This window comes from Klebsiella sp. R390 (assembly GCF_051131745.1).
GTDB lineage: Bacteria > Pseudomonadota > Gammaproteobacteria > Enterobacterales > Enterobacteriaceae > Klebsiella.
Map to the genome: position 1 here is coordinate 1,615,553 of NZ_CP180445.1, position 23,206 is coordinate 1,638,758.

Annotated in this window: 18 protein-coding genes; 10 read left to right on the top strand and 8 right to left on the bottom strand. The window is 57.0% G+C overall.

What is annotated here, in order from left to right:
• Window positions 1–193 precede the first annotated feature (193 nt).
• The gene (gene ampH, locus ACMYSP_RS07560; protein WP_434586212.1) at window positions 194–1,351 is read left to right on the top strand and encodes a D-alanyl-D-alanine-carboxypeptidase/endopeptidase AmpH; all 1,158 of its coding nucleotides are present in this window, start codon (window positions 194–196) and stop codon (window positions 1,349–1,351) included.
• Here ampH and ACMYSP_RS07565 read toward each other — a convergent pair whose 3' ends face one another.
• Together ACMYSP_RS07565 and ehaB are read right to left on the bottom strand one after the other, a co-directional pair.
• On the bottom strand, window positions 1,352–1,975 hold the full coding sequence (locus tag ACMYSP_RS07565) for a helix-turn-helix domain-containing protein (RefSeq protein WP_434586213.1): 624 nt from the start codon (window positions 1,973–1,975) through the stop codon (window positions 1,352–1,354).
• A 92-nt stretch (window positions 1,976–2,067) separates the two neighbouring features.
• Window positions 2,068–5,007 carry an autotransporter adhesin EhaB gene (ehaB, locus tag ACMYSP_RS07570; protein ID WP_434586214.1) on the bottom strand — a complete coding sequence of 980 codons (2,940 nt, stop codon included), beginning with the start codon at window positions 5,005–5,007 and terminating at the stop codon, window positions 2,068–2,070.
• Window positions 5,008–5,501: 494 nt separating this feature from the next.
• On the opposite strand from ehaB, the gene hemB reads away from it, so the two are divergent.
• The 3 genes from hemB (at window position 5,502) to ACMYSP_RS07585 (ending at window position 9,107) form a co-directional block, all read left to right on the top strand.
• Complete coding sequence (gene hemB / locus ACMYSP_RS07575) at window positions 5,502–6,476, top strand: porphobilinogen synthase (protein ID WP_123755632.1); 975 nt, start codon at window positions 5,502–5,504, stop codon at window positions 6,474–6,476.
• Window positions 6,477–6,713: 237 nt separating this feature from the next.
• Window positions 6,714–7,202 carry an REP-associated tyrosine transposase gene (locus ACMYSP_RS07580; RefSeq protein ID WP_434586215.1) on the top strand — a complete coding sequence of 163 codons (489 nt, stop codon included), beginning with the start codon at window positions 6,714–6,716 and terminating at the stop codon, window positions 7,200–7,202.
• 186 nt (window positions 7,203–7,388) lie between these two features.
• Window positions 7,389–9,107 (top strand): lysophospholipid acyltransferase family protein, encoded by a 1,719-nt coding sequence (locus ACMYSP_RS07585; RefSeq protein ID WP_434586216.1) that lies wholly within the window; start codon window positions 7,389–7,391, stop codon window positions 9,105–9,107.
• 39 nt (window positions 9,108–9,146) lie between these two features.
• Here ACMYSP_RS07585 and tauD read toward each other — a convergent pair whose 3' ends face one another.
• From tauD to tauA, 4 genes are read right to left on the bottom strand one after another with little or no spacing between them, the layout of a single operon-like run.
• Complete coding sequence (tauD, locus tag ACMYSP_RS07590) at window positions 9,147–10,022, bottom strand: taurine dioxygenase (protein ID WP_434586217.1); 876 nt, start codon at window positions 10,020–10,022, stop codon at window positions 9,147–9,149.
• Window positions 10,019–10,846, bottom strand: a complete 828-nt coding sequence (gene tauC / locus ACMYSP_RS07595) for a taurine ABC transporter permease TauC (RefSeq protein WP_434586218.1) — start codon at window positions 10,844–10,846, stop codon at window positions 10,019–10,021. The genes tauD and tauC overlap by 4 nt, the downstream gene beginning before the upstream one ends.
• Entirely contained in the window at window positions 10,843–11,610 is a 768-nt protein-coding gene (gene tauB / locus ACMYSP_RS07600) for a taurine ABC transporter ATP-binding subunit (protein ID WP_434586219.1), read from the bottom strand. The genes tauC and tauB overlap by 4 nt, the downstream gene beginning before the upstream one ends.
• A 10-nt stretch (window positions 11,611–11,620) precedes the next feature.
• Window positions 11,621–12,583, bottom strand: coding sequence for a taurine ABC transporter substrate-binding protein (tauA, locus tag ACMYSP_RS07605; RefSeq protein ID WP_434586220.1), 963 nt, complete (start codon window positions 12,581–12,583; stop codon window positions 11,621–11,623).
• 332 nt (window positions 12,584–12,915) lie between these two features.
• Here tauA and ACMYSP_RS07610 point away from each other — a divergent pair, with 332 nt between their 5' ends.
• The 6 genes from ACMYSP_RS07610 (at window position 12,916) to fbpC (ending at window position 20,709) form a co-directional block, all read left to right on the top strand.
• Window positions 12,916–13,545, top strand: coding sequence for a response regulator (locus ACMYSP_RS07610; RefSeq protein ID WP_434586221.1), 630 nt, complete (start codon window positions 12,916–12,918; stop codon window positions 13,543–13,545).
• A complete protein-coding gene (locus ACMYSP_RS07615) occupies window positions 13,545–15,086 on the top strand; it encodes an MASE1 domain-containing sensor histidine kinase (protein WP_434586222.1) in 1,542 nt (513 codons plus the stop codon). Before ACMYSP_RS07610 ends, ACMYSP_RS07615 begins: the two co-directional genes overlap by 1 nt.
• An 84-nt stretch (window positions 15,087–15,170) precedes the next feature.
• Window positions 15,171–16,475: an MFS transporter family glucose-6-phosphate receptor UhpC gene (gene uhpC, locus ACMYSP_RS07620; protein WP_434586223.1), complete on the top strand. Its 1,305-nt coding sequence runs from the start codon at window positions 15,171–15,173 to the stop codon at window positions 16,473–16,475.
• The gene (locus ACMYSP_RS07625; RefSeq protein WP_434586224.1) at window positions 16,472–17,503 is read left to right on the top strand and encodes an ABC transporter substrate-binding protein; all 1,032 of its coding nucleotides are present in this window, start codon (window positions 16,472–16,474) and stop codon (window positions 17,501–17,503) included. Before uhpC ends, ACMYSP_RS07625 begins: the two co-directional genes overlap by 4 nt.
• A gap of 69 nt (window positions 17,504–17,572) precedes the next feature.
• A complete protein-coding gene (locus ACMYSP_RS07630; protein ID WP_434586225.1) occupies window positions 17,573–19,651 on the top strand; it encodes an ABC transporter permease in 2,079 nt (692 codons plus the stop codon).
• An 11-nt stretch (window positions 19,652–19,662) separates the two neighbouring features.
• Window positions 19,663–20,709 (top strand): ferric ABC transporter ATP-binding protein, encoded by a 1,047-nt coding sequence (gene fbpC, locus ACMYSP_RS07635; protein WP_434586226.1) that lies wholly within the window; start codon window positions 19,663–19,665, stop codon window positions 20,707–20,709.
• A gap of 70 nt (window positions 20,710–20,779) precedes the next feature.
• Here the strand turns inward: fbpC and mmuM are convergent, their stop codons facing one another.
• Entirely contained in the window at window positions 20,780–21,712 is a 933-nt protein-coding gene (mmuM, locus tag ACMYSP_RS07640; protein WP_434586227.1) for a homocysteine S-methyltransferase, read from the bottom strand.
• Complete coding sequence (gene mmuP / locus ACMYSP_RS07645; RefSeq protein ID WP_123755618.1) at window positions 21,699–23,105, bottom strand: S-methylmethionine permease; 1,407 nt, start codon at window positions 23,103–23,105, stop codon at window positions 21,699–21,701. The genes mmuM and mmuP overlap by 14 nt, the downstream gene beginning before the upstream one ends.
• Window positions 23,106–23,206 lie beyond the last annotated feature (101 nt).

Below are 23,206 nucleotides of genomic sequence, written 5' to 3' on the forward strand. Positions count from 1 at the left end.
TCTCATGACCTGATAAATCAAAGACTCATCATACGCGTCCGCCGGGCAATGCGAATATCTGAAATCATAAAAAAATCCTTTTTACCCACGGTTACGTTTTTCCGCGAAATATTGTCGTTATTGCACATCGCTCCGCCTCACTTCGTAGTATAAATACGTTCTATATTTCTACTCATCATTATGGATACCACCGTTGAAACGTAGTCTGCTTGTTTTTGCTGCACTTTGCGCGGCGTCGTGGACCTCGGTCCAGGCAGCTCAACCGATCGTTGACCCTGAATTTGCTGCCGATGTTGTCGATCGTTACGCCAACCATATCTATTACGGCAGCGGTGCCACCGGTATGGCGCTGGTGGTTATCGACGGTAATCAGCGTGTTTTCCGCAGTTTTGGCGAAACGCGCCCGGGCAACAATGAGCATCCGCAGCTGGATTCGGTGATCCGCATTGCGTCACTAAGTAAACTGATGACCAGCGAGATGCTGGTGAAGATGCTCGATCAGGGCGTCGTGAAGCTTAACGATCCGCTCAGCAAATATGCGCCGCCGGGAGCCCGGGTTCCGACCTACCAGGGAACCCCGATTACGCTGGTAAACCTGGCAACCCATACCAGCGCCCTACCGCGTGAGCAGCCGGGCGGGGCAGCACATCGTCCGGTCTTCGTCTGGCCAACCCGCGATCAACGCTGGTCATGGCTGTCAACGGCATCGCTGAAAGCAGCGCCCGGCACTCAGGCAGCCTACTCAAACCTCGCGTTTGATCTGCTGGCAGACGCCCTCTCCACCGCGTCTGGTAAACCCTACCCGCAGCTGTTTGAAGAGCAGATCACTCGTCCGCTGGGGATGAAAGACACCACCTTTACGCCGTCACCGAACCAGTGCGGACGCCTGATGGTTGCCGAGAAAGGCGCCAGCCCGTGTAACAATACCCTGGCGGCTATCGGCAGCGGCGGCGTGTACTCGACGCCGGGCGACATGATGCGCTGGATGCAGCAGTTCCTCTCCTCCGATTTTTATACCCGCGGACAACAGGCCGACCGTATGCAAACGCTGATTTATCAACGTAGTCAGCTCACCCGCGTTATCGGGATGGACGTGCCGGGCAAAGCCGATGCGCTCGGTCTCGGTTGGGTCTATATGAAACCTAAAAATGGTCAGCCGGGCATTATTCAGAAAACCGGCGGCGGTGGCGGGTTTATTACCTATATGGCGATGAATCCACAGGCAAACATCGGTGCGTTTGTCGTCGTCACCCGCTCATCGTTGACCCGCTTTAGTAATATGAGCAACGGTATCAACGACCTGGTCAGCGAGTTGAGCGGCGGACAGCCGGCTCCGGCGCCTGAATCCTGATCAGTACTCCGAAGGCAAATGATTGATACAAACCAGCTTGCCTTTCTTCATTTCGATATAGCCGCCCTTACGCAGGGCGGCGAGCACTTCAGCCACCACAGAACGTGAGATACAGGTTTTTTGCTGGATATAATTCATAACACCAATACGAGAACGTAATTGCTCATCCCAGTCGTTCATCGACAGTAGCATGGCGCGAATTTGCTCGTAGGAATTATTACCAATGAGTTGCTGGTCGCGGAGTTCCATAATGCGGCTATGCCATACCAGCCAGCAAAATGCGTCGCGCCACAAATTATTCTGATCAATGAGCGTCATTGCCTGTGAGGATGGCAGGCTGAATCCCGTACACTCCCCTTCGGTCATTAACGTATATTTCGCCTCATTTTTCATTACCCCTTCTGCCAGACCAATAATAAAGGGGGCCTGCGCGATACCAACGAGTATGCTTTCGTCTCTGTGCAAAGAGACGGTGCCAGATAAAATCACGATCGTGTTGTTGCAATATATATCGTTCGAGAATATAACCTGCTTTTCACCATAAAAATCGAAATGGGTGCCATAGGTTGAAAAACACCGATTTAACCGATCAAATTCATTGAGTGGTTTATTCAGCAATAGCATTACACACTCCTGAAGATAATACGCCCGTCAAATATTTGACGGGCGTATTTTAGATTAACTCATTGTCGATGTTTATATCACGGCAAACCAACTTACCAGGTGTATTTAACCCCGACATTCGCAGCCCAGTCTTGATCAACATCGCCGCCACCGAGGTAATTCACATCAGTATAGGCGCTGAAATTACGGGTAAAGCTGAACTGAGTACCCAGCCCAACACGTACCGCAGAACCTTCGGTGCCGTTATTGATAGAATCGCCGTTGACTCTGGTGTGGTTATTCGCGTCGTCATAAACGTAGGCCAGTCTGAAGTAAGGCGTCAGTGCCTGGTCATCGCTGTAAGCGAAGGAATAACCGGCATCAACACCCAGTTCGTAGCGCAGGCTATCGTAAGACTGATCGCCAACTTTCATGCCATTGCTCAGACGATAATCGTCACCAGACTGGAACAGACCCGATATGCTGCCGTACGGCGTCACATAACCTGCATCACCCAGTTTTGCATCGTAACCCAGTTTCAGACCGAAGCCCCAGGCATCAGAAGAGGTGCTGCCATCGACATACTGGCCGTTGCTCATATTGGCAGACAGGTCATTGTTGAAGTGAGAGTAGTTCAAAGAACCATCAACAAAGACGTTGTTTGCAAAGCGCGCAGACGAGTAAAGGTAAGCCGTCTGGCTGTCCTGATCTACTTTGCCGGTACGATCCTTCAGGTCGCCTTTGGCAAAGCCGGCAGCCGCCCCGACGATCCACCTGGCATAGTTACCATCAATTTTGGTATCCAGGCCCACCATGACGCCGCTAGCATCCTGATCGTAGTTGATGGTGCCGTTGCTACCGTCAAAGTTACCACCGAAGTAGCTACCCCAGGCGCCGCCGTTGTCAGCCAGACCATGACGAGAATGGGTCAGACGTGTTGCCACGGTATCCTGCTGCAGATTCCAGATATTGGTGTTAGCAGACGGGATGCTCAGCGCCATGTTCGCGTAATCGGTCAGTGACCGCTGCGCCATCACGACGGTGTTGCCCACCTGCTTAGCCTCATAGGTATAGGCGCCGAGATCGGCTTTGTTCGCCGCAGAGAAGGTAGCCGTGCTGTTTTTGTCGTTAACATAGACCAGCTCTTTGCCTTTGTAATCGGCGACAGAACCAGTACCCGTTGCGTTATCAATACGAACTTTATAGTTGCCGGTCGCCGCCGCCACTTTATCGCCCGCGTTATCCACTTCAGACTGATCGGAAGTGGTGTCGGCATCGCCATTGCCGTTAATGGTCAGGTGACCATCAGAGTTCATGGCGATAATGCCGTAACCGTAGTTGGACTTAGTAGTATCACGAGTACGATCGTTCGTGAGATCGGCGTTCAGTACGAAACGGTTGCTGTTAACATTGAACACGCCAGCATGGACTTTTCCTTTTGCATCCGTCGAGCTGGTCAGGTTCAGCGTATCGGCGTGCAGCGCGTACGCGGTGCTCTTGCCCACATCGAGAACACCATCGTTAGTGATATTAACGGTGTTGGCATACAGCGCGGCATCACCCTCCCCCCAGCCAGAAGCTACATCATCGGCAATCGTTACGGTACTGTTGTTGATAGTCAACGCGTTGGTCGCGACATGACCGTCTTCCTTGATCGTCAGCGCAGAGCCGCCGGTCAGAGAGATAGCGTCAGAAACCAGCGTAGAATCCGCGACGTTCACCAGAGAGCCGCTGTTGATGTTCAACGTATCAATCAGAGAGGTTTTGGTGGTGTCCCAGCGTGAGCCGTTGTTCAGCGTCACATTGAACAGGCCACTCTGATAGACTTCGTTGCCAACAATGTGGTCGCCTTCGTTATAGGCCGAGTTGCTGTTGTCGATCCCATAGGTTGACCATGGCCACAGGCTGTTCGCTGTGATATCAAGCAACGTTGCCGTCGCTTCGGTGCCGACGTCAAAGCTGTCGTAAACGCCATCACCATCAGAATCAACCTGATGCGCGGAAATGGCAGCACCGACCCACTTACTGCCGTTATTCAGCGTAACATCCATACGATCGGTGCCATCCCAACCGTTGGTGTCTACCGCAGAATCGGTGTCACGATAGCTGTCCGCGCCGTTCGGGAAGAAATTATGGTCAAAGTTGCTGGAGAATAAGACATCCCCCATTAAGGTAGAGTTGGTGAGGTTAACGGTCGTCTGCATCGCGTTATCCGCATGCGGATTGGCAATCGCAGAGATCGCGACATCATCGGCGTTAAAAACGCCATTCCCGTTAGAGCCGTTGTAATCGCTGGCGTTATTGTTGTTACCAAACCAGCCAGAGGTCCCTTCGTCTGACCATGAACCAGAAGTCACGGTGGAGTTCGCAACATCGATCGTGTTGTTAAACACTTCGCTGCTGTTAACGCCTGTACTGACGGTGTTGTCGTGAATATCTTGCCACTCATAACCCTGAGTCAGCGAGATCCCCGCCACGTGGGAGTTATTTTTAATGACCAGGTCAACTTCTTGATCCAGAGTAATTGCGGTCCCCAGATCGTAAATGTCGACAACATGAGTATCTGCAGAACCATCAGCGTGCGTGCCGTTATAGGTATAATGCTCATAGTTATCATCAATAGTCGAATTATCAACGGTCAGCGCCAGACGATCATAAACATAACCCGTGGCATCACGATTCGTACAGTTGGTCGTCATGCACTCAGAGGTTATCATCCCGTGAATGGTGCTGTCTTTAATGGTCAGGCTATTGCTATTTGAGTTGGTAGAAAGGCCATCATCCAGATAGTAGGTAGAAATAACGCCATGAACGACAGACTTATTAATTACCGGATAAATATCACCGTTATAAATGCTATTCGTCGCATAGTTATTCCAGCCGACGTAGCCTTTATAGTAAACATCATCCGTATAGGATGCGTCGTTATGGTGGCTAAAGGTGGTGTAGTCAGTTCCAGATAGATTAGTAAAAGCACTTGCCTGAGAGGTGATTGCCAATGTGCAGGCAAATGCTAATTGTGAAACTACAAATTTATTTTTCCAAAGGTGCATTTGTCATCCCTCCTCAGGGACGTAATATAGTTGATCCATCAATTATCAATGCATAGAAGAATATTACACTTCGCAAGAGCGATTATGCGGCGACCGCAACGAAAGGTTCAATTATTCTTTAGACAAAGTCCGAATCCGGACAATTAACCCACCAACACACCTTTAGGCTTCATAAATTAAAGGCATTAATTTCATTTAATTAACCATCAAAAAGGCATCCATTCAATACATAGATATATTCAACAGTAAATAAAACAACAACAAATAAATAACCCACGACGCATGTAAAAATAAAATAAATAATTATTTAAAATAGAAAAATAATGAATTCATAAGCTGTAAATATAATAATCATGATATGCATTACAGTCTGACGTGCACTATTCGGCTCAACGATCGCCCCTGGCAAGGCCGGGTTTAAGCCACTTTCGTAAAACGTTCGTACCCTGGTTCAGGTATACTACGGTTTTTCATTTCACAAAATCAGGCAAACCATGACAGATTTAATCACTCGCCCCCGCCGTTTGCGTCAATCTGCTTCCCTGCGCGCTATGTTTGAAGAGACAACACTGAGTTTGAACGACCTGGTGTTGCCGATCTTTGTTGAAGAAGAAATCGACGATTACAAAGCCATCGAAGCGATGCCTGGCGTGATGCGTATTCCAGAGAAATACCTGGCCCGCGAAATCGAACGCATCGCCAACGCCGGTATCCGCTCGGTAATGACCTTCGGTATTTCCCACCATACCGATGCAACCGGCAGCGATGCCTGGAATGAGAACGGCCTGGTGGCGCGTATGTCCCGCATCAGTAAGGACGCGGTACCGGAGATGATCGTGATGTCCGATACCTGCTTCTGCGAATACACCTCACACGGCCACTGCGGCGTGTTGTGCGACCACGGCGTCGACAACGATGCCACTCTGGAGAATCTGGGTAAGCAGGCGGTGGTTGCCGCAGCCGCTGGCGCCGATTTTATTGCGCCATCCGCCGCCATGGACGGTCAGGTGCAGGCCATTCGCCACGCGCTGGACGTTGCTGGCTTCACCAATACCGCCATCATGTCCTACTCCACCAAGTTTGCCTCATCGTTCTACGGCCCGTTCCGTGAAGCAGCCGGCACCGCGCTGAAAGGCGATCGTAAAACCTATCAGATGAGCCCAATGAACCGCCGCGAAGCGATTCGTGAATCCCTGCTGGACGAGGCCCAGGGAGCAGATTGCCTGATGGTCAAACCGGCTGGCGCCTACCTGGATATCCTGCGTGATATCCGTGAACGCAGTGACCTGCCGCTCGGTGCGTATCAGGTCAGCGGTGAATACGCGATGATCAAGTTTGCCGCCCAGGCAGGCGCTATTGATGAAGAAAAAGTGGTACTGGAAAGTCTTGGCGCCATTAAACGTGCCGGGGCAGATCTGATCTTCAGCTATTTCGCCCTCGATCTGGCCGAGAAGAAAATCCTGCGTTAATTTCCCGTCAGGCCCCCCCGGTGGCGCTACGCTGACCGGGGCTACAGCCCACCGCGATGATGTAGCCTTGTAGCCCGGACAGGCGCCACGCGCCGCCTCCGGGGATGCCCTGGTCTCGCTGCGGTTACGGGTATTTTACGAGCGCCTTTCCATTCTTTTCCCGTGGTCGTTGTTTCTGCATCTCTCCGCATTTATCTTCCTGCTCTCACGTAATCCGTTCTGAGCAAGGAGCTCGCCGTGGTCGCCTATCGTCGTAACTACATTCAAGGTGGAACCTGGTTTTTCACCGTCAATTTGCGCAACAGAAGAAGCTCACTTCTGACTCAGGAAATCAGGGAATTACGCCGCGCGATTCTCACCGTCAAACAACGCAAGCCGTTTATTATCGATGCATGGGTCGTCCTGCCGGAACACCTGCATTGCATCTGGACGTTGCCTGAACATGATTGTGATTTTTCTGCTCGCTGGCGGGACATAAAAAGAGGGTTTACCCGTGCATTGAAACTGCACCGGGTCTGGCAGCCTCGATTCTGGGAACACACGATTCGACATCAGCAGGACTACCGGCGTCATATTGACTATATCTACATGAATCCGCTCAAACATGGCTGGGTACACCAGGTACAAGACTGGCCTTTTTCAACCTTTCATCGGGATGTGCGGTTAGGGTTATATCCTGCAGACTGGGGCGGAGAGAAGGATGATTTCCCCTGCGGAGAGCGTTGAAGGTCATCTCCCCCGGTGGCGCTGCGCTGACCGGGGCTACATACTCGTGCACTGTAGCCCGGATAAGGTGCCTGCACCGCCATCCGGGAACATACCTGCATACCGCGATACGCAATGTTCACCCAACTGTAATCTGAGCGACATTTGCACCTTCTACTGTCTGGGCAGGACGGAGGAGGAAGCGCTATGTTTAGTCTCGACAATGTACTCGACGACCTGTGGCCTCAGGCGAGGCCTGCCCCCTGGCAAAAAAAACTACTCAAAAAATTACTGCATGAAGACGAGTTTCAACAATTTGCCGCTCGCCATCGCCATCTGAAAGGGCTTGATACGGTCGAACAGGTGCTCGAACATCTCAATATCCGCTGCGCCATTTCGGCACACGATCTGGAACAAATCCCCGAACACGGCCCGCTGGTGATCGTCTCAAATCATCCCACCGGCACGCTTGACGGCCTCGCGCTACTCTATGCAGTCTCCCGCGTGCGCCGCGATGTCAAAGTCGTCACCAACCGCCTGTTAAGCCATCTGGAGCCGCTCAGCTCGCTGTTTATTCCTGTCGATAACATCAACGGGCGTACCGCCAAAGCCGCCCTGCAGCAGATGGATCATCAGCTCCAGAACGGCGGCGTGTTGATCTTTTTCCCGGCGGGCGAGGTCTCGCGCCTGACGCGTCGCGGTATTCGCGATAAAAAATGGCACCCCGGTTTTATCAAGCTGGCCACCAAATACCGCGCCCCGCTGCTTCCGGTCTCGATCCGCGCCCATAACAGCGCGCTGTTTTATGCCAGCACGCTGCTCTCCGACAACCTGCCGATGCTGCTGCTGATGCAGCAGATGTTCCGTCGCCGCAACAGCAGCCTGCCGATCGGCATCGGCCAACAAATTGCCTGGTCCTCCTGGTACCAGCCGCAGGCCTCGCCCCGCGAACTGGCGGATCGCTGTTATCGCCATGTCGAACGGCTGGGCAAGGGCCTGCCAGGCATATTTAAAACCGAAAGCGCGATTGCCCGACCGGAAGACCGTGCGCTGCTCAAGCGCGAGCTCAGCCAGACCGAATGCCTGGGGCGCACGGCAGACGGCAAAATGATCTATCTGTGGCAGCGTCAGGAGCAGGAGGATGCCCCGCTGCTACGCGAGCTGGGCCGCCTGCGAGAAATTGCCTTTCGTGCGGTCGGTGAAGGTAGCGGCAAACGACGCGACGTCGACGGGTATGACGACGATTATCTGCATCTGATTCTGTGGGATGAAGAAGACCTGGAGATCGTTGGTGCCTACCGTTTTATGCCCACCGGCCAGCAGCGGGAAAAACGCGGGCTGGAAGGGATCTACAGCTACAGCCTGTTTCATTACGATGCGAGGATGGAGGATATCCTGACTCACGGCATCGAACTGGGGCGCAGCTTTATCCAGCCGCGTTACTGGGGACGCCGTGGGCTCGATTACCTGTGGTCCGGCATCGGGGCCTACCTGGCGCGCTACCCGCACTACCGGTACTTGTTTGGCCCGGTCTCTATTTCCGGCGGCCTGCCGCCTGCAGCACGCGATCTACTGGTGGCTTTTTATCGCCTGTGGTTCCCGGCCACGCATCCGCTAGCGGAGTCCCGTCGGCCATATCCCGCCTCGCTGCCCGACGTTCTGGCGCAGTTCGGGGGCGAAGATTATAACGAGGATCTGACGAGGCTGAAGTCGCTGTTAGGCAATCTCGGCTGCGCCATTCCACCACTGTATAAACAGTATTCTGAGGTCTGCGAACCGGGCGGCGTGCAGTTTATCGATTTCGGCAGCGACCCGGATTTCAACAACTGCGTCGATGGCCTGGTGCTGGTGGATTTGACCTATCTGAAAGCGAATCGCTACCAGCGCTATATTGGCACCCATCTGGACGCGCAAAAGTCGGCGTAACGGCTCTCTTCCCGGAGGCCGCACGTTACGCCAGCCGGGCTACAAAGCCTCAACATCACGCTGAGCCGTAGCCCGGTAATAGGGTTTGTCACCAAGGATAGTCGCCCGGTGCATGATGCGCCGCTGCGGCAGGTAATCGGCATTGGCGTAGTGTTGCGTCACCCGGTTATCCCAGATGGCCACATCGTCAGGCTGCCAGCGCCAGCGCACCTGAAACTCCGGCTTCGTGATATGGGCAAACAGGAAATTTAACAGCGCCTCGCTCTCTTTTTCCGTCACGTCGACAATGCGGGTGGTAAACCCTTCGTTCACGAACAGCGCCTGCTTGCCGGTCACCGGATGGGTACGCACCACCGGGTGCAACAGCGGTGGGTTCTTGCTCACCGCCTCCAGCCAGCGTTGATGCTCCGCCTCGGTTTTGCGGTATTTATACTCCTGGAACGATTTACGGAAATCATGCTCCGCCTGCAGCCCGCTGAGTAGCTGACGAAACGGTGCAGAGAGCGCCTCGTAAGCAGCCACGCCGCTGGTCCACAGCGTATCGCCCCCGGTCACCGGCAGCTCCTTCGCCGCCAGAATAGCCCCGGCAGGCGGCGTCTCAATAAACGTCACATCGGTATGCCAGTTATCGTTATCCGGCGGATTATCGTCATGGGTATCGAGCACAATGATCTCATCCACGCCCGGCGCGTGCGGATACACCGGATGAATATGCAGATCGCCAAAGCGCAACGCCAGATCGCGCTGCTGCTGCGGGGTGATGTGCTGCCCACGCAGGAACACCACCTGATGACGCAGCACCGCATGATACAGCTGCTCAAACTGGTTATCGTTCAGCGGACGGGCCAGATCGGCACCGGTAATTTGCGCGCCAATATACGGCCCCAGCGGGGTAATGCTCAGACGTTCACTCATTGTATTTCTCCATGCCAGGGCGTCAGTCGGCGCTGCAACGCGCGCAGTCCCAGTTCTAACAGAAACGCGATAATCGCTATCACCGCAATGCCGGCCAGCACCACATCGGTGGCAAGGAATTCACCAGCAGATTGCACCATAAAACCTAAGCCGCGGGTGGCGGCAATCAGCTCCGCGGCCACCAGCGTTGACCAGCCAACCCCAAGCCCGATACGCAGCCCGGTCAGAATTTCCGGTAACGCGCCGGGCAGGATCACCAGCCACAGCACCTGCGCCCGGCTGGCGCCTAAGGATTGCGCCGCGCGAATGCGTACCGGCTGGGCGCTTTTCACGCCCGCCAGCGTCGCCATCACCACCGGGGCGAAAATCGCGAGATAGATCAGTAATATTTTTGGCGTCTCGCCGATCCCGAACCAGATAATCACCAGCGGCAACCACGCCAGCGGCGGCACCGGGCGATACAGTTCAATGAGAGGATCGAGGATCCCGCGCACCGTCGGATTCAGCCCCATCGCGATCCCTACCGGAATGCCAACGATCGTCGCCGCCGCCAGGGCGATCACGATCCGCGTCAGGCTCGCGGCCAGATGCTGCCACAGCGTGGCATCCATAAAGCCCTGCGGCCCGGCAATCACCAGCAGCTTATGAAATACCTGCTCCGGCGGCGGAAGAAACAACGGGCTAATCAGCCCAACGGCGGTCACGCCCCACCAGACCGCCAGCAGCACCACCAGCGTCGAGAAGCTCAACGTCAGCTGACGGGACAGCGGCCAGCGCCACTTCAACGCCCGCGGGCGCGGTTTATCATTGATCACGACGCTCATGAGAAGGCCTCCCGTTGTTCAAATACCCGGCTCAGGACGTATTCACGCTGTTCGATAAACAGCGGGTCGGATTTGATGCTGCGGCAGGACTCCCCGGCAACAAAACGGCGACCAAAATTGAGCGGCAAACGCTCCAGCACCCGCCCCGGCCCCGGCGACAGCAGCACCAGCTCGGTGGCCATAAACACCGCCTCTTCGATATCGTGAGTAATCAGCAGTACCTGTTTTCCCGTCTCATGCCACAGGCTGAGCAGCAGGGTTTGCATCTGTTCGCGGGTGAAAGCATCCAGCGCACCAAACGGCTCATCGAGCAACAGCAGTTGCGGGTTTGCCGCCAGCGCTCTGGCAATGCCGACCCGCTGGCGCTGGCCGCCGGAGAGTTGCCAGATAAAGCGTTTCCCCGCCCCTTCCAGCCCGACTTTTTTCAGCATCCGTGCCGCCGTTTCCCGGCGCACGGTTTTGTCCACGCCCGCCAGCTGCAGCCCGAGGGCAACGTTATCCTGCACGTTACGCCACGGCAGCAGCCCTTCATGTTGAAACACCACGCCGCGTTCGGCGCCCGGTCCCTCAACCCGCTTTCCTTCCAGGGTGATGCTGCCGTGCTGGTAAGGCACAAATCCGGCAATCAGGTTCAACAGCGTGGTTTTGCCACAGCCGGATGGCCCGAGGACCACCAACAATTCGCCGCTGTCCAGCGTCAGGTTGATATCTGCCAGCGCCGGTTTACCCGCGTAATCGGCAGAAAGATGCGAGATTTGCAGCATCAAAGCCCCCTTACTTCACAAAACGATCGGTGACGAACTGGCTGTAGTCGCTACCGGCGGCGGGCACTTTGCCCTGCTCTTTGAGGAACTTCGCAGTATCGACGATCGCCTCGTTCACCGGACCATTCAGCGCCTGCGCCTGCTGGGCGGCGGTCAGATAGGTATTGCCCTTCACCAGCCCCGGAACATCGACATCCGGCACGCCGCTCAGGCGCGCCAGTTTGCTGATGTTATCCGGCTGCTTCAGCCACTGCTCCGGATTGGCGATGTAGGCTTGCTGGGCCTCGATCGCGCTCTTCGCAAAGGCTTTCACGATGTCAGGATGCTGCTCGGCAAAATCTTTGCGAACCACCCAGACATCCAGCGTCGGTGCGCCCCACTCGCCCACCTGCGACGAATCGGTCAGCACGGTACCCTCTTTTTCCAGCTCGTTCACCGCCGGCGCCCAGACGTAGGCACCGTCAATGTCACCGCGCTGCCAGGCGGCAATAATCGCCGGTGGCTGCAGGTTGATGATCTGCACCTGGCCAGGCTTAATGCCCCAGTGTTTCAGCGCCGACAGCAGGCTGTAGTGGGTGGTGGAGATAAACGGCACCGCGATACGTTTGCCGATCAGATCTTCGGGTTTAGTGATGCTCTTTTTCACCACCAGCGCTTCGGAATTGCCAAGCTTCGACGCCAGCAGGAAGACTTCAACCGGCACCTGCTGGCTGGCGGCCACCGCCAGCGGGCTGGAACCGAGGTTACCGATTTGCACATCGCCGGAGGCCAGCGCGCGCACGATGCTCGACCCGCTATCGAATTTGCGCCAGTCCACGGTAGCGCCGCTGGTTTTCGCAAAGGTGTTATCCGCCTGCGCGACTTTCGCCGGTTCAGCAGAGGTCTGATAGGCCACGGTGACGTTGACCGCCTGGGCCTGGAATGCGGCGAGGGCCAGGGCGGTAATCAGTGTGATGCGCGATGTTAATGCCATAGTGTCTGCTTCCCTTATCTCCCGTCATATTTCGAGCCGCATGCACGTTGGCTGCGCTCGAATTATTTAGGGACGTGTATGTTATGGGAGCAGTATTTCCGGCCTGATGCGTTTGATGAAGTAATTAAAAATTCTTGCTAAGAACAAAGCGTTTTTAGAAAAAAACCGGCAATGCTTATACAAAAATTCATTCAGGAAGCGGCAAAGAGGCCGCGGGAAGGATGACGTGTATTACGATTTTGTTACATTCATTGCATAACTGCACCAGACTGATTGCCAGCGCAGCGGCGGCAGGCATCATAGGCGCCATGATCTGCTAAGAGAGAAGAAACATGATTCGAGTGGTGCTGGTTGACGATCATGTGGTGGTGCGCTCCGGCTTTGCGCAATTGCTCAGTCTCGAAGAGGGCCTTGATGTTGCGGGCCAGTACAGCTGCGCGGCGCAGGCATGGCCAGCCCTGCTGCGCGATGACATCAACGTGGCGGTGATCGATATCGCCATGCCGGACGAAAACGGCCTGAGCCTGCTGAAACGCCTGCGCGCCCAGAAACCCGACTTTCGCGCCATCATCCTGAGTATCTACGATACCCCGACCTTTGTGCAGAGCGCCCTGGATGCCGGCGCCAGCGGCTATTTAACCAAGCGCTGCGGGCCGGAAGAGCTGGTGCAGGCGGTGCGCTCTGTCGGGCTAGGCGGCCACTACCTGTGCGCCGATGCGCTGCGCGCTTTGCGCGGCGGGCAACAGCCGTCACCGGTACTGGACATCCTCACGCCACGTGAACGTGAAGTGTTTGATCTGTTAGTGAAAGGCGATAGCGTCAAGGAGATAGCCTACCGCCTCGAGCTTAGCCATAAAACCGTGCACGTGCATCGTGCGAACGTGTTAGGCAAGCTACAGTGCCAGAGCACGATAGATCTGGTCCATTTTGCCCTCGATCACCAGCTGCTGACCGGCCATTGATGTCGCGCAATCTCCGCTATTGGGTGATCTCGCTGTTCATCGTGCTGGCCTGGGGGAGCGGTTGGCTAATGCTGTGGACGTTGGGATTTTACCTGACCCACAACGGCCAACAGGCGGCGCTGTTCCTGCCGCACGGGGTCTATCTGGCGCTGCTGATCCTCCTCTCCCGCCGCTACTGGCCGGCCCTGATGCTACCGCCCATGGTAATGCTGTGGTGGCTACACGGCGAACAGCTGCTCAGCGGCTATGCCCTGCTGGCCAGCCCGTTGATTAATCTGCTTCCCGCTCGCCTCGCCCAGACCTTCTGGCACCGTTTTCCCCTGTACTGGCAGCGGCTGACGCTGCTGCTGGCGACGGTAACCGCCGCGGCGTTACTGAACACCGCCCTGCTGTCGCCGCTGGTGGAAAGCCCGGCAATGTTGCTCGGGCTGGCCGCCTTTACCGGCGGCGTGCTGCTGACGCCGTTCGTCTACCTGATCTTTGAATTTTTACGCCAGCAGCACCGCTACCACCTGCTGGGGCTGGATACCAGTAATCCACCGCTTCGCACCTCGCTGATTATCTGGTGCAGCCTGTTCTTTATCATCGGCATCGGCACCCAGATGGTGTTGTCGCCGGAAATTGAGCGGCTGTTGCTGATCGTGGTGTTTCTCCCCAACGTGGTGATGGCCTGGAAGTTTGGCTGGCAGGGCGGCGTACTCTCCGGCCTGCTGGGCAGCATGATGATCACCATCGCCCGCCAGGTTGGCGTCGGGTTCAGCAATCTGGTTGAACTGGAGATTTTTCTGGCGACCCAGGCGCTGCTCGGTATCGGGCTGGGCATCGCCATCAGCCGCCAGCAGCACCTGGCGCAGAACCTGCACCACTACCGCCAGCGGCTGGAGGCCGAACTGGCCGCGCGGCGGGCGCTGACCGAAAAGCTGATCCACACCGAAGAAGACACCCGCAAAAGCCTGGCGCGTGAGCTGCACGATGAGATCGGGCAAAACATTACCGCCATTCAGATTCAGTCCCAGCTGGTTAAGCGCTCGCAGGATCCGGCGCAGACCCAGGCGGCCGCCAGCCAGATTAACGATCTCGCCCGGCGGATCCATCACTCCACCCGCCAGCTGCTGCGCCAGCTACGCCCGCCGGCTCTTGACGAGCTGTCGTTCAGAGAGGCGCTACTGCACCTGCTTAACGACTGCGCGTTTGCCGAACGCGGCATTCGCTGTCAGTTTGACTACCGCCTGACCGCCACGCCGGAAAGCGAAACCGTGCGCTTTACCCTCTACCGGCTGCTGCAGGAGCTGCTGAATAACATCTGCAAACATGCCGGTGCCAGCGAAGTGGTGATTACCCTGCTTCAGCAGGGCGAGACGTTACGCCTGGAAGTGAAGGATAACGGCGTCGGTATCAGCCCTGACAAAATAGCCGGATTTGGCATTCAGGGGATGCGCGAACGGGTCAGCGCCCTCGGCGGAGCGTTGAGCCTCGAATCGCAGCACGGCACGCGGGTAATTGTTAACCTGCCCACAAATTTGCAACTAAGCGGCACCTGACCAGGAAAAAGTCTTAGCGACTCCGGACTTTATCTCATCCCCTTTCGTCGTCCCTTTCTTATAGTCAGCCCAACGGAGGCGGCCATGCACTCAGGCACAACACGCGAGATCAACCAACGCTACCGGGCGCTTCGCCCACGGCTGCTGATGTGCATGGTCATCGGGTATGCGGCGTTTTATCTGACGCGAAAAAGCGTCAACTACGTGCTTCCGGCGTTACAAACGGATCTCGGTCTGGATAAAGGCGATATCGGTCTGCTGGGGTCGCTGTTTTATCTGACCTACGGGCTGTCGAAATTTACCGCCGGGCTGTGGCACGACAGCCATGGACAGCGCTGGTTTATGGGCATTGGGTTGTTCGCCACCGGCCTGCTGAACGTGGTGTTCGCCTTCGGCGAGTCGCTGACGCTGCTGCTGGCGGTCTGGACGCTGAACGGTTTTTTTCAGGGCTGGGGATGGCCGCCCTGCGCCCGGCTGCTGACCCACTGGTATTCGCGCAATGAACGCGGCTTCTGGTGGGGATGCTGGAATATGTCGATCAACATCGGCGGGGCGATTATCCCACTGATTAGCGCCTTCGCCGCCCACTGGTGGGGCTGGCAGGCGGCGATGCTGGCCCCCGGAACCATTGGCATGGCCGCGGGCTTATGGCTGATGCTCCAGCTCAAAGGCACGCCGCAGGAAGAGGGGTTGCCGTCGGTTGGCCGCTGGCGTAACGACCCGTTAGAGCTGCGTCAGGAGCAGCAAAGCCCGCCAATGGGGCTGTGGGAAATGTGGCGCACCACGATGCTCAACAACCCGATGCTCTGGCTGCTGGGCGTCTCGTATGTGCTGGTCTATTTGATCCGCATTGCGCTTAACGACTGGGGCAACATCTGGCTGACGGAGAGCCACGGCGTCAACCTGCTCAGCGCCAATGCCACGGTGATGCTGTTCGAAGCCGGCGGTTTACTCGGCGCGCTGTTTGCCGGGTGGGGTTCGGATCTGTTGTTCAGCGGCCAGCGGGCGCCGATGATTTTGCTGTTTACGCTCGGGCTGATGGTGTCCGTCGCCGCCCTGTGGCTGGCTCCCGTGCATCACTATGCCCTGCTGGCGATCTGTTTCTTTACGGTGGGCTTCTTCGTGTTTGGCCCGCAGATGCTGATTGGCCTCGCGGCGGTGGAAGCCGGACACAAAGCGGCGGCGGGTTCGATCAGTGGTTTTCTCGGCCTGTTCGCCTATCTGGGCGCGGCGCTGGCAGGTTGGCCGCTGTCACTGGTTATTGAACGCTACGGCTGGCCCGGGATGTTCAGTTCGCTCTCGGTCGCGGCAGTACTTATGGGGCTATTGCTGATGCCGCTGCTGATGGCGGGCATGACCCCCGCTTCTGGTCAAAGGATAAAACAATGAAAAAAACTCTGGTCACTACCCTGATAGCTTCCGGCATTGCGCTGGCCACCCTGAGCGGCGCGGCACATGCCAAAGGTCGCCTGGTAGTCTACTGCAGCGCCACCAATGAAATGTGTGAAGCCGAAACCAAAGCCTTCGGAGAAAAATATGACGTGAAAACGTCATTCATCCGCAACGGTTCCGGCAGTACCCTGGCGAAGGTCGATGCCGAGAAGAAAAACCCGCAGGCGGACGTCTGGTACGGCGGCACCCTTGACCCGCAGTCTCAGGCCGGTGAAATGGGTCTGCTGCAGCCCTATAAATCCCCCAACCTGGCGCAGGTGATGGAGCAGTTTCGCGATCCGGCGAAGCTGAAAGGTAACTACTCCTCGGCGGTGTACGTCGGTATTCTCGGCTTCGGCGTCAACACCCAGCGCCTGAAAGAGAAAAACCTGCCGGTCCCGAAATGCTGGAAGGATCTGACCAAAGCGGAATACAAAGGCGAAATTCAGATTGCCGACCCGCAAAGTTCCGGCACCGCCTACACCGCGCTGGCAACCTTCGCCCAGCTGTGGGGGGAAGATCAGGCCTTTGATTACCTGAAGCAGCTCAACGCCAACGTCTCTCAGTACACCAAATCCGGTATTGCCCCGGCGCGCAACGCCGCCCGCGGTGAAACGGCCATCGGCATCGGCTTCCTGCACGACTACTCGCTGGAAAAAGAACAGGGCGCCCCGCTGGAGCTCATTTCCCCATGTGAAGGCACCGGCTATGAAATTGGCGGTATCAGCATTCTGAAGGGCGCGCGCAACCTCGACAACGCCAAACTGTTTGTTGACTGGGTGCTGTCGAAAGAGGCCCAGGAGCTGGCATGGAAGAAAGGCAAGTCCTATCAGATCCTGACCAACACCACTGCCGAAACCTCGCCAAACTCGCTGAAGCTCGATGACCTGAAGCTTATCAACTACGACATGGATAAATACGGTTCTACCGATGTTCGTAAAGCCTTGATCAATAAGTGGGTTAGCGAAGTGAAGATGGGTAAATAAACCCGCATTGCGTTCATTTGCCGGGTGATGGCGTCAGCGCCTTACCCGGCCAACCTTACCGGAATCGCTATGTCACACACACTTGCACTCCATCCCGCGAAAAAACGGGATGCGATATTCCTTTGGGTTTTGCTCGGCTGGCTGGCGTTTGCCCTGCTGCCAAGCTGGAGCCTGGATTACGGTCTGCTGGAGTCCACCAGCGATGAAATTCTCGCGGCCTACGGTTGGTCACAGTTCACGGTCAGTTGGCTGTGGTATCTGCTGCCGAGCCTGCTGCTGATCCGTCCGTTCCACGAGGCCAGGCGCGAGCAGCGCAGCCGTCACTACCTCGATGCCGGCTGGGCGCTGTTGTGCATGGCGTTTATCGTTATCAGCGCCACCGTTGCCGGCCGCGGCCTGGGCTACGCCACCATCGTCCTGTTTGTCGCGCTGGGCGCCATTATGACCACCGCCCTGACGCGCCTCGAATGGCTGGGCGGCGATCGCTTTGTGATTGGCTCTCTGGTCACCATCGTGGCGTTAATTGGCGTGTTTATCGTCTGGCCAAGCATCGCTATTTTCATCCCGATGTTCACCAATGAGGCGGGCGAGTTTGCTCCGCTGGCGTTTATGGCCGTGCTGTCGCAGGCGCACATTGTCCAGGTGATCCTCAACTCCATCGCCCTGTCGATGGCGGTCGGCGTCGGCTGCACCTTCTTTGGCCTGGTGCTGGCGATTTACACCACCCGCATCGCCCAGCGAAGCGCCATTATTGGCCGCATTTTCTCGATTTTGCCCATCGTCACCCCGCCGTTCGTCGTCGGTCTGGGCGTCACGCTGATGATGGGCCGTTCCGGCTACGTCACCGAGTTTATGGTCGAGTGGTTCGGTCTGACCAACACCAACTGGCTGTACGGCTTTACCGGCATCTGGCTGGCGCAGGTGCTGGCCTTCACCCCGATGGCCTTTATGATCCTCGATGGGGCAATCAAAACCATTCATCCTTCGCTGGAGGAGGCGTCGTACACCCTGCGCGCCAGCCGCTGGCAAACCTTTAATGGCGTGTTTGTCCCGCTGCTAAAACCGGCGCTCGCAAATGCCTTCCTGATTGTGATTGTCCAGTCGCTAGCCGACTTCAGTAACCCGCTGGTGCTTGGTGGTAACTTCGACGTACTGGCGACGCAAATCTACTTCTATATCACCGGCTCGCAGCTCGATTATCAGGCCGCCAGCACCCTGGGCGCCTTCCTGCTGCTGTTCTCGCTGCTGGTGTTCTGCATCCAGTATATGTGGATTGGTAAGCGCTCTTACGTCACGGTATCGGGTAAGTCCTACCGCGGCGACGTTCAGCCGCTGCCGGTCACTCTGGTGTGGAGCGTGATTGCCATTCTGGCGGTGTGGATCGCCTTTAACGCCCTGCTCTACGGCAGCATTTTCTACGGCAGCTTTACCGTCAACTGGGGGGTCGATTACACCCTGACGCTGGATAACTTTATCAAGCTGTTTGGCCAGGGCATGAGCGACGGAGCCTGGCCTTCCCTGCTCGACACCCTGCTGTATGCCGGGATCGCCGCGCCGATCACCGCCGCCTTCGGCCTGCTGATCGCCTGGGTCGTCGTGCGCCAGCAGTTCAAAGGCAAAAAGACCATCGAATTCACCACCATGCTGTGCTTCGCGGTACCGGGCACCGTGGCGGGCGTCTCCTATATTCTCGCCTTTAACAGCGCCCCGGTGTATCTCACCGGCACCGCGGCCATCGTGATTATCTCGATGGTGATGCGTAACGTGCCGGTCGGGATCCGCGCCGGGATCGCCGGGTTAGGCCAGATTGATAAGTCGCTGGACGAAGCCTCCCTCAGCCTGCGCGCCGGGAGCTTACGCACCATCACCCACATACTGCTGCCGCTGCTGCGCCCGGCGATCCTCTCGGCGCTGATCTACAGCTTTGTGCGCGCCATTACCACCGTCAGCGCCATCGTGTTCCTCGTGACGCCGGATACCCGCGTGGCGACGGCCTACATCCTCAATCGGGTGGAGGATGGCGAGTACGGGGTGGCGATCGCCTACGGTTCGATTCTGATCGTGGTCATGCTGACCATTATTTTCATCTTTGACTGGCTGATCGGGGAAGCACGCATCTCCCGCTCAAAAGCCAAAAACCAGGCGTAATGGAGCGCACTATGAGCCAGAAAAATTTTGTTGAACTGCGCAACGTCACCAAGCGATTCGGCAGCAACATGGTTATCGACAACATCAACCTGACGATCCCCCAGGGGCAAATGGTGACCCTGCTCGGCCCTTCCGGCTGCGGGAAAACCACCATACTGCGCCTGGTGGCCGGGCTGGAAAAACCCAGTGAAGGGCAGATTTTCATTGATGGCGAAGACGTGACTCATCGTTCGATTCAGCAGCGCGATATCTGCATGGTCTTTCAGTCCTACGCCCTGTTCCCGCATATGTCGCTGGGAGAAAACGTCGGCTATGGCCTGAAAATGCTGGGCGTATCGCGCAGCGAAGTGAAAACCCGCGTCAAAGAGGCGCTGGCGATGGTGGATCTGGAAGGATTCGAAAACCGCTATGTCGATCAGATCTCCGGCGGTCAGCAGCAGCGCGTGGCGCTGGCGCGGGCGCTGATCCTCAAGCCGAAAGTGCTGTTATTTGATGAGCCGCTGAGCAACCTCGACGCCAACCTGCGCCGCAGCATGCGTGACAAGATCCGCGAGCTGCAAAAGCAGTTTGATATCACCTCGCTGTACGTGACCCACGATCAGAGCGAAGCCTTTGCGGTCTCCGATACCGTGCTGGTGATGAACAAGGGGCATATTATGCAGATGGGCTCGCCGCAGGATCTCTACCGCCAGCCCGCCTCCCGCTTTATGGCGAGCTTTATGGGGGACGCCAACCTGTTTCCGGCCACCTTCCACCAGGAGGTGGTCGATATCTCCGGCTACCGTCTGCCGCGACCAGCGCATTTTGTCACTCAAGGTGCGGGCACCGTCGGCGTGCGTCCGGAAGCGATTACGTTGAGCGATCGTGGCGAGGAGAGCCAGCGCTGCGTGATCCGCCACGTGGCGTATATGGGGCCGCAGTATGAGGTGACGGTGGAGTGGCACGGGCAGGAGATCTTATTGCAGGTCAACGCCACCCGCCTGCAGCCGGACGTCGGCGAGCACTACTACCTTGAAATCCACCCCTACGGGATGTTTGTCTTAGCCGATGCGGCGTGATGCATAGCGGCTGACGCCTTACCCGGCCTGCAGCGCGTAACAGCAGCAGGTCGGGTAAGTCGACGCGACCTCAGCGCCGTGCGTTGAGCTCGGCAATATCCTTCGGCGTGGTCCGGCAGCAGCCGCCAATCAGCTTCGCCCCTGCCGCCAGCCATTGCGGCAGATAATCCTGCAGCGTGGCGCAGCTTTCGCCATGATGATGCCAGGTTTTACTCTGCGCGTCGTAATGCTCACCGGAGTTCGGGTACACCACCAGCGGCAGCGGAGTCAGGCTCTGCAGATACGCCAGCGCTGCGGTGGTGTTTTCCAGCGCGATGCAGTTAATCCCCACCGCCACCACCTGCGGGTAGCCCTGCAGCAGAGTTATTGCCTCACGCAGCGGCGTTCCGTCACTCAGATGTTCGCTGTCACGCAGGGTGAACGAGAACCAGGCCCGCGCGCTTGGGTAGTCACTCAGCAACGCCGCCAGCGCGGCTGTCTCAGCAAACGATGGCAGGGTTTCGCAGGCCAGCAAATCGGCCCCGGCATCCAGCAGCGCCTCTACGCGTGGGCGATGAAAATCCTGAAACACTTCGCGGCTGCGCACATAGTCGCCACGATACTCCGATCCGTCCGCCAGGAACGCGCCGTACGGCCCAACGGAACCGGCCACCAGCAGCGTGCCGGCCTGCGGGTTCTCCGCCAGATAAGCCTCCCGCGCCTTGCGCGCCAGCTCAACGCTACGGCTGATCAGCGCTTTCGACTGGGCCTCATCCAGCCCGCGGGCGGCAAACCCGGCCGGTGTCGCCTGATAGCTGGCGGTGATCGCCACCTGCGCCCCGGCGCGGAAGTAATCGAGATGCACATCGCGGATCAGCTGCGGGTTTTCCAGCAGCACTTTTGCCGACCACAGGCTGTCGGCCAGATTGCAGCCGCGAGCTTCCAGCTCCGTCGCCATTGCGCCATCAAGCAGGACAAAGGGCTGGCTGGCGAGGATGGCGGTTAACGGATTATTCTGCGACATGTTGAGGCTCCTGGGTCAATTTCCGTGAACGGGTCAGATAGTAGGCACCATAGCACAGCGCCACGAATGGGATCCCGCACCACAGCGCAATTCTCTGGCTGGGGTCAAACGCCAGGCCAACGCAGGCCACCAGGCATAAAATGAAGCCCAGCACCGGCACCAGTGGATACCACGGCGCACGATAGTGCAGGTCGCTCAGCGCTTTTCCCTGCTGCAGATGGCGACGGCGGAACATAAAGTGCGAGGCGCAAATGCTTAGCCATACCGCCACCACCGCGAAACCGGAAATCGCCGACAGCGCCACAAAGACCGTATCCGGCGCCACGACGCTGGAGAACAGCGCCAGCACGCCGCCTAGCATACTGACCGACAGCGCAGTCAGCGGGACGCCGTTTTTATTCACTTTGGCAAAGCACGCCGGCAGCGTTTTTTCATTCGACAGCGACCACAGCATCCGCCCGGAGGCATACAGCCCGGAGTTCGCCGCTGAGAGGATAGCCGTCAGGATCACGAAGTTAAAAATATCCGCGGCATACGGAATACCGACTTTTTCAAACACCAGCACGAACGGGCTTTTTTCCACCCCGGCCTGCTGCATCGGGATCAGCGCCGCCAGCACAAAGACGGTGCCGATAAAAAAGATAATCAACCGGGCGATGGTGGTACGAATGGCCACCGGGATCACTTTATGCGGGTTTTCCGTCTCTCCCGCCGCGATGCCAATCAGCTCGGTACCGGAGAACGCAAAGTTCACCGCCACCATGGTCATCAGGATCGGCAGCCCGCCGTGCGGGAACCAGCCTTCGGCGGTGATGTTATGCAGACCAGGAGCCGGCGAGCCATCCTGCATCGGAATAATGCCGAAAATCGCGGCGCCGCCGAGAATAATGAACGCGATAATCGTGATCACCTTCACCAGCGAGAACCAGAACTCCCCTTCGGCAAAAAAGCGGGTAGAAATCACGTTCAGGCCAAAGATAATCACGCAAAACAGCACGCACCAGATCCACACCGGGATCTGCGGAAACCAGTACTGCATGCAAAATCCGGCAGCGGTAAAGCTGGAACCGAGCGCCACCGTCCAGGTGAGCCAGTACAGCCACGCCACGGTATACCCGGTGGCCGGGCCAAGATATCGTGAGGCGTAGACGTGAAACGCGCCGGTCTCCGGCATCGCCACCGACAGTTCGCCCAGACACTGCATCACCAGCCACACCACCAGCGCACCGATCAGATAGGCCAGTAGCGTACCTGCCGCGCCGGTGGTGGAGATGATATAGCCGGTATTGAAGAATAACCCTGTGCCAATAACGCCCCCCAATGACAGCATGATCAGGTGGCGGGTCTTCATGGTGCGCTTTAACTGCCCACCTTGTTGTGGTGTTGTTTGCATATTACCTTCTAAACGTATGGACATCTAAACATCCAAAGAGGATTTGTTATACCCTGCCCCACGTCAAATTGCAAAACCCCCCGCACATTCTCGCCGCCAGC

Bases quoted from the DNA above. Each gene is read 5' to 3' on its own strand.
- tauB (WP_434586219.1), bottom strand. From the start codon at position 11,610: ATGCTGCAAATCTCGCATCTTTCTGCCGATTACGCGGGTAAACCGGCG.
- ACMYSP_RS07610 (WP_434586221.1), top strand. From the start codon at position 12,916: ATGATTCGAGTGGTGCTGGTTGACGATCATGTGGTGGTGCGCTCCGGC.
- hemB (WP_123755632.1), top strand. From the start codon at position 5,502: ATGACAGATTTAATCACTCGCCCCCGCCGTTTGCGTCAATCTGCTTCC.
- ACMYSP_RS07630 (WP_434586225.1), top strand. From the start codon at position 17,573: ATGTCACACACACTTGCACTCCATCCCGCGAAAAAACGGGATGCGATA.
- mmuM (WP_434586227.1), bottom strand. From the start codon at position 21,712: ATGTCGCAGAATAATCCGTTAACCGCCATCCTCGCCAGCCAGCCCTTT.
- ACMYSP_RS07565 (WP_434586213.1), bottom strand. From the start codon at position 1,975: ATGCTATTGCTGAATAAACCACTCAATGAATTTGATCGGTTAAATCGG.
- fbpC (WP_434586226.1), top strand. From the start codon at position 19,663: ATGAGCCAGAAAAATTTTGTTGAACTGCGCAACGTCACCAAGCGATTC.
- ACMYSP_RS07585 (WP_434586216.1), top strand. From the start codon at position 7,389: ATGTTTAGTCTCGACAATGTACTCGACGACCTGTGGCCTCAGGCGAGG.
- ACMYSP_RS07625 (WP_434586224.1), top strand. From the start codon at position 16,472: ATGAAAAAAACTCTGGTCACTACCCTGATAGCTTCCGGCATTGCGCTG.
- tauD (WP_434586217.1), bottom strand. From the start codon at position 10,022: ATGAGTGAACGTCTGAGCATTACCCCGCTGGGGCCGTATATTGGCGCG.
- tauA (WP_434586220.1), bottom strand. From the start codon at position 12,583: ATGGCATTAACATCGCGCATCACACTGATTACCGCCCTGGCCCTCGCC.
- uhpC (WP_434586223.1), top strand. From the start codon at position 15,171: ATGCACTCAGGCACAACACGCGAGATCAACCAACGCTACCGGGCGCTT.
- ACMYSP_RS07615 (WP_434586222.1), top strand. From the start codon at position 13,545: ATGTCGCGCAATCTCCGCTATTGGGTGATCTCGCTGTTCATCGTGCTG.
- mmuP (WP_123755618.1), bottom strand. From the start codon at position 23,105: ATGCAAACAACACCACAACAAGGTGGGCAGTTAAAGCGCACCATGAAG.
- tauC (WP_434586218.1), bottom strand. From the start codon at position 10,846: ATGAGCGTCGTGATCAATGATAAACCGCGCCCGCGGGCGTTGAAGTGG.
- ehaB (WP_434586214.1), bottom strand. From the start codon at position 5,007: ATGCACCTTTGGAAAAATAAATTTGTAGTTTCACAATTAGCATTTGCC.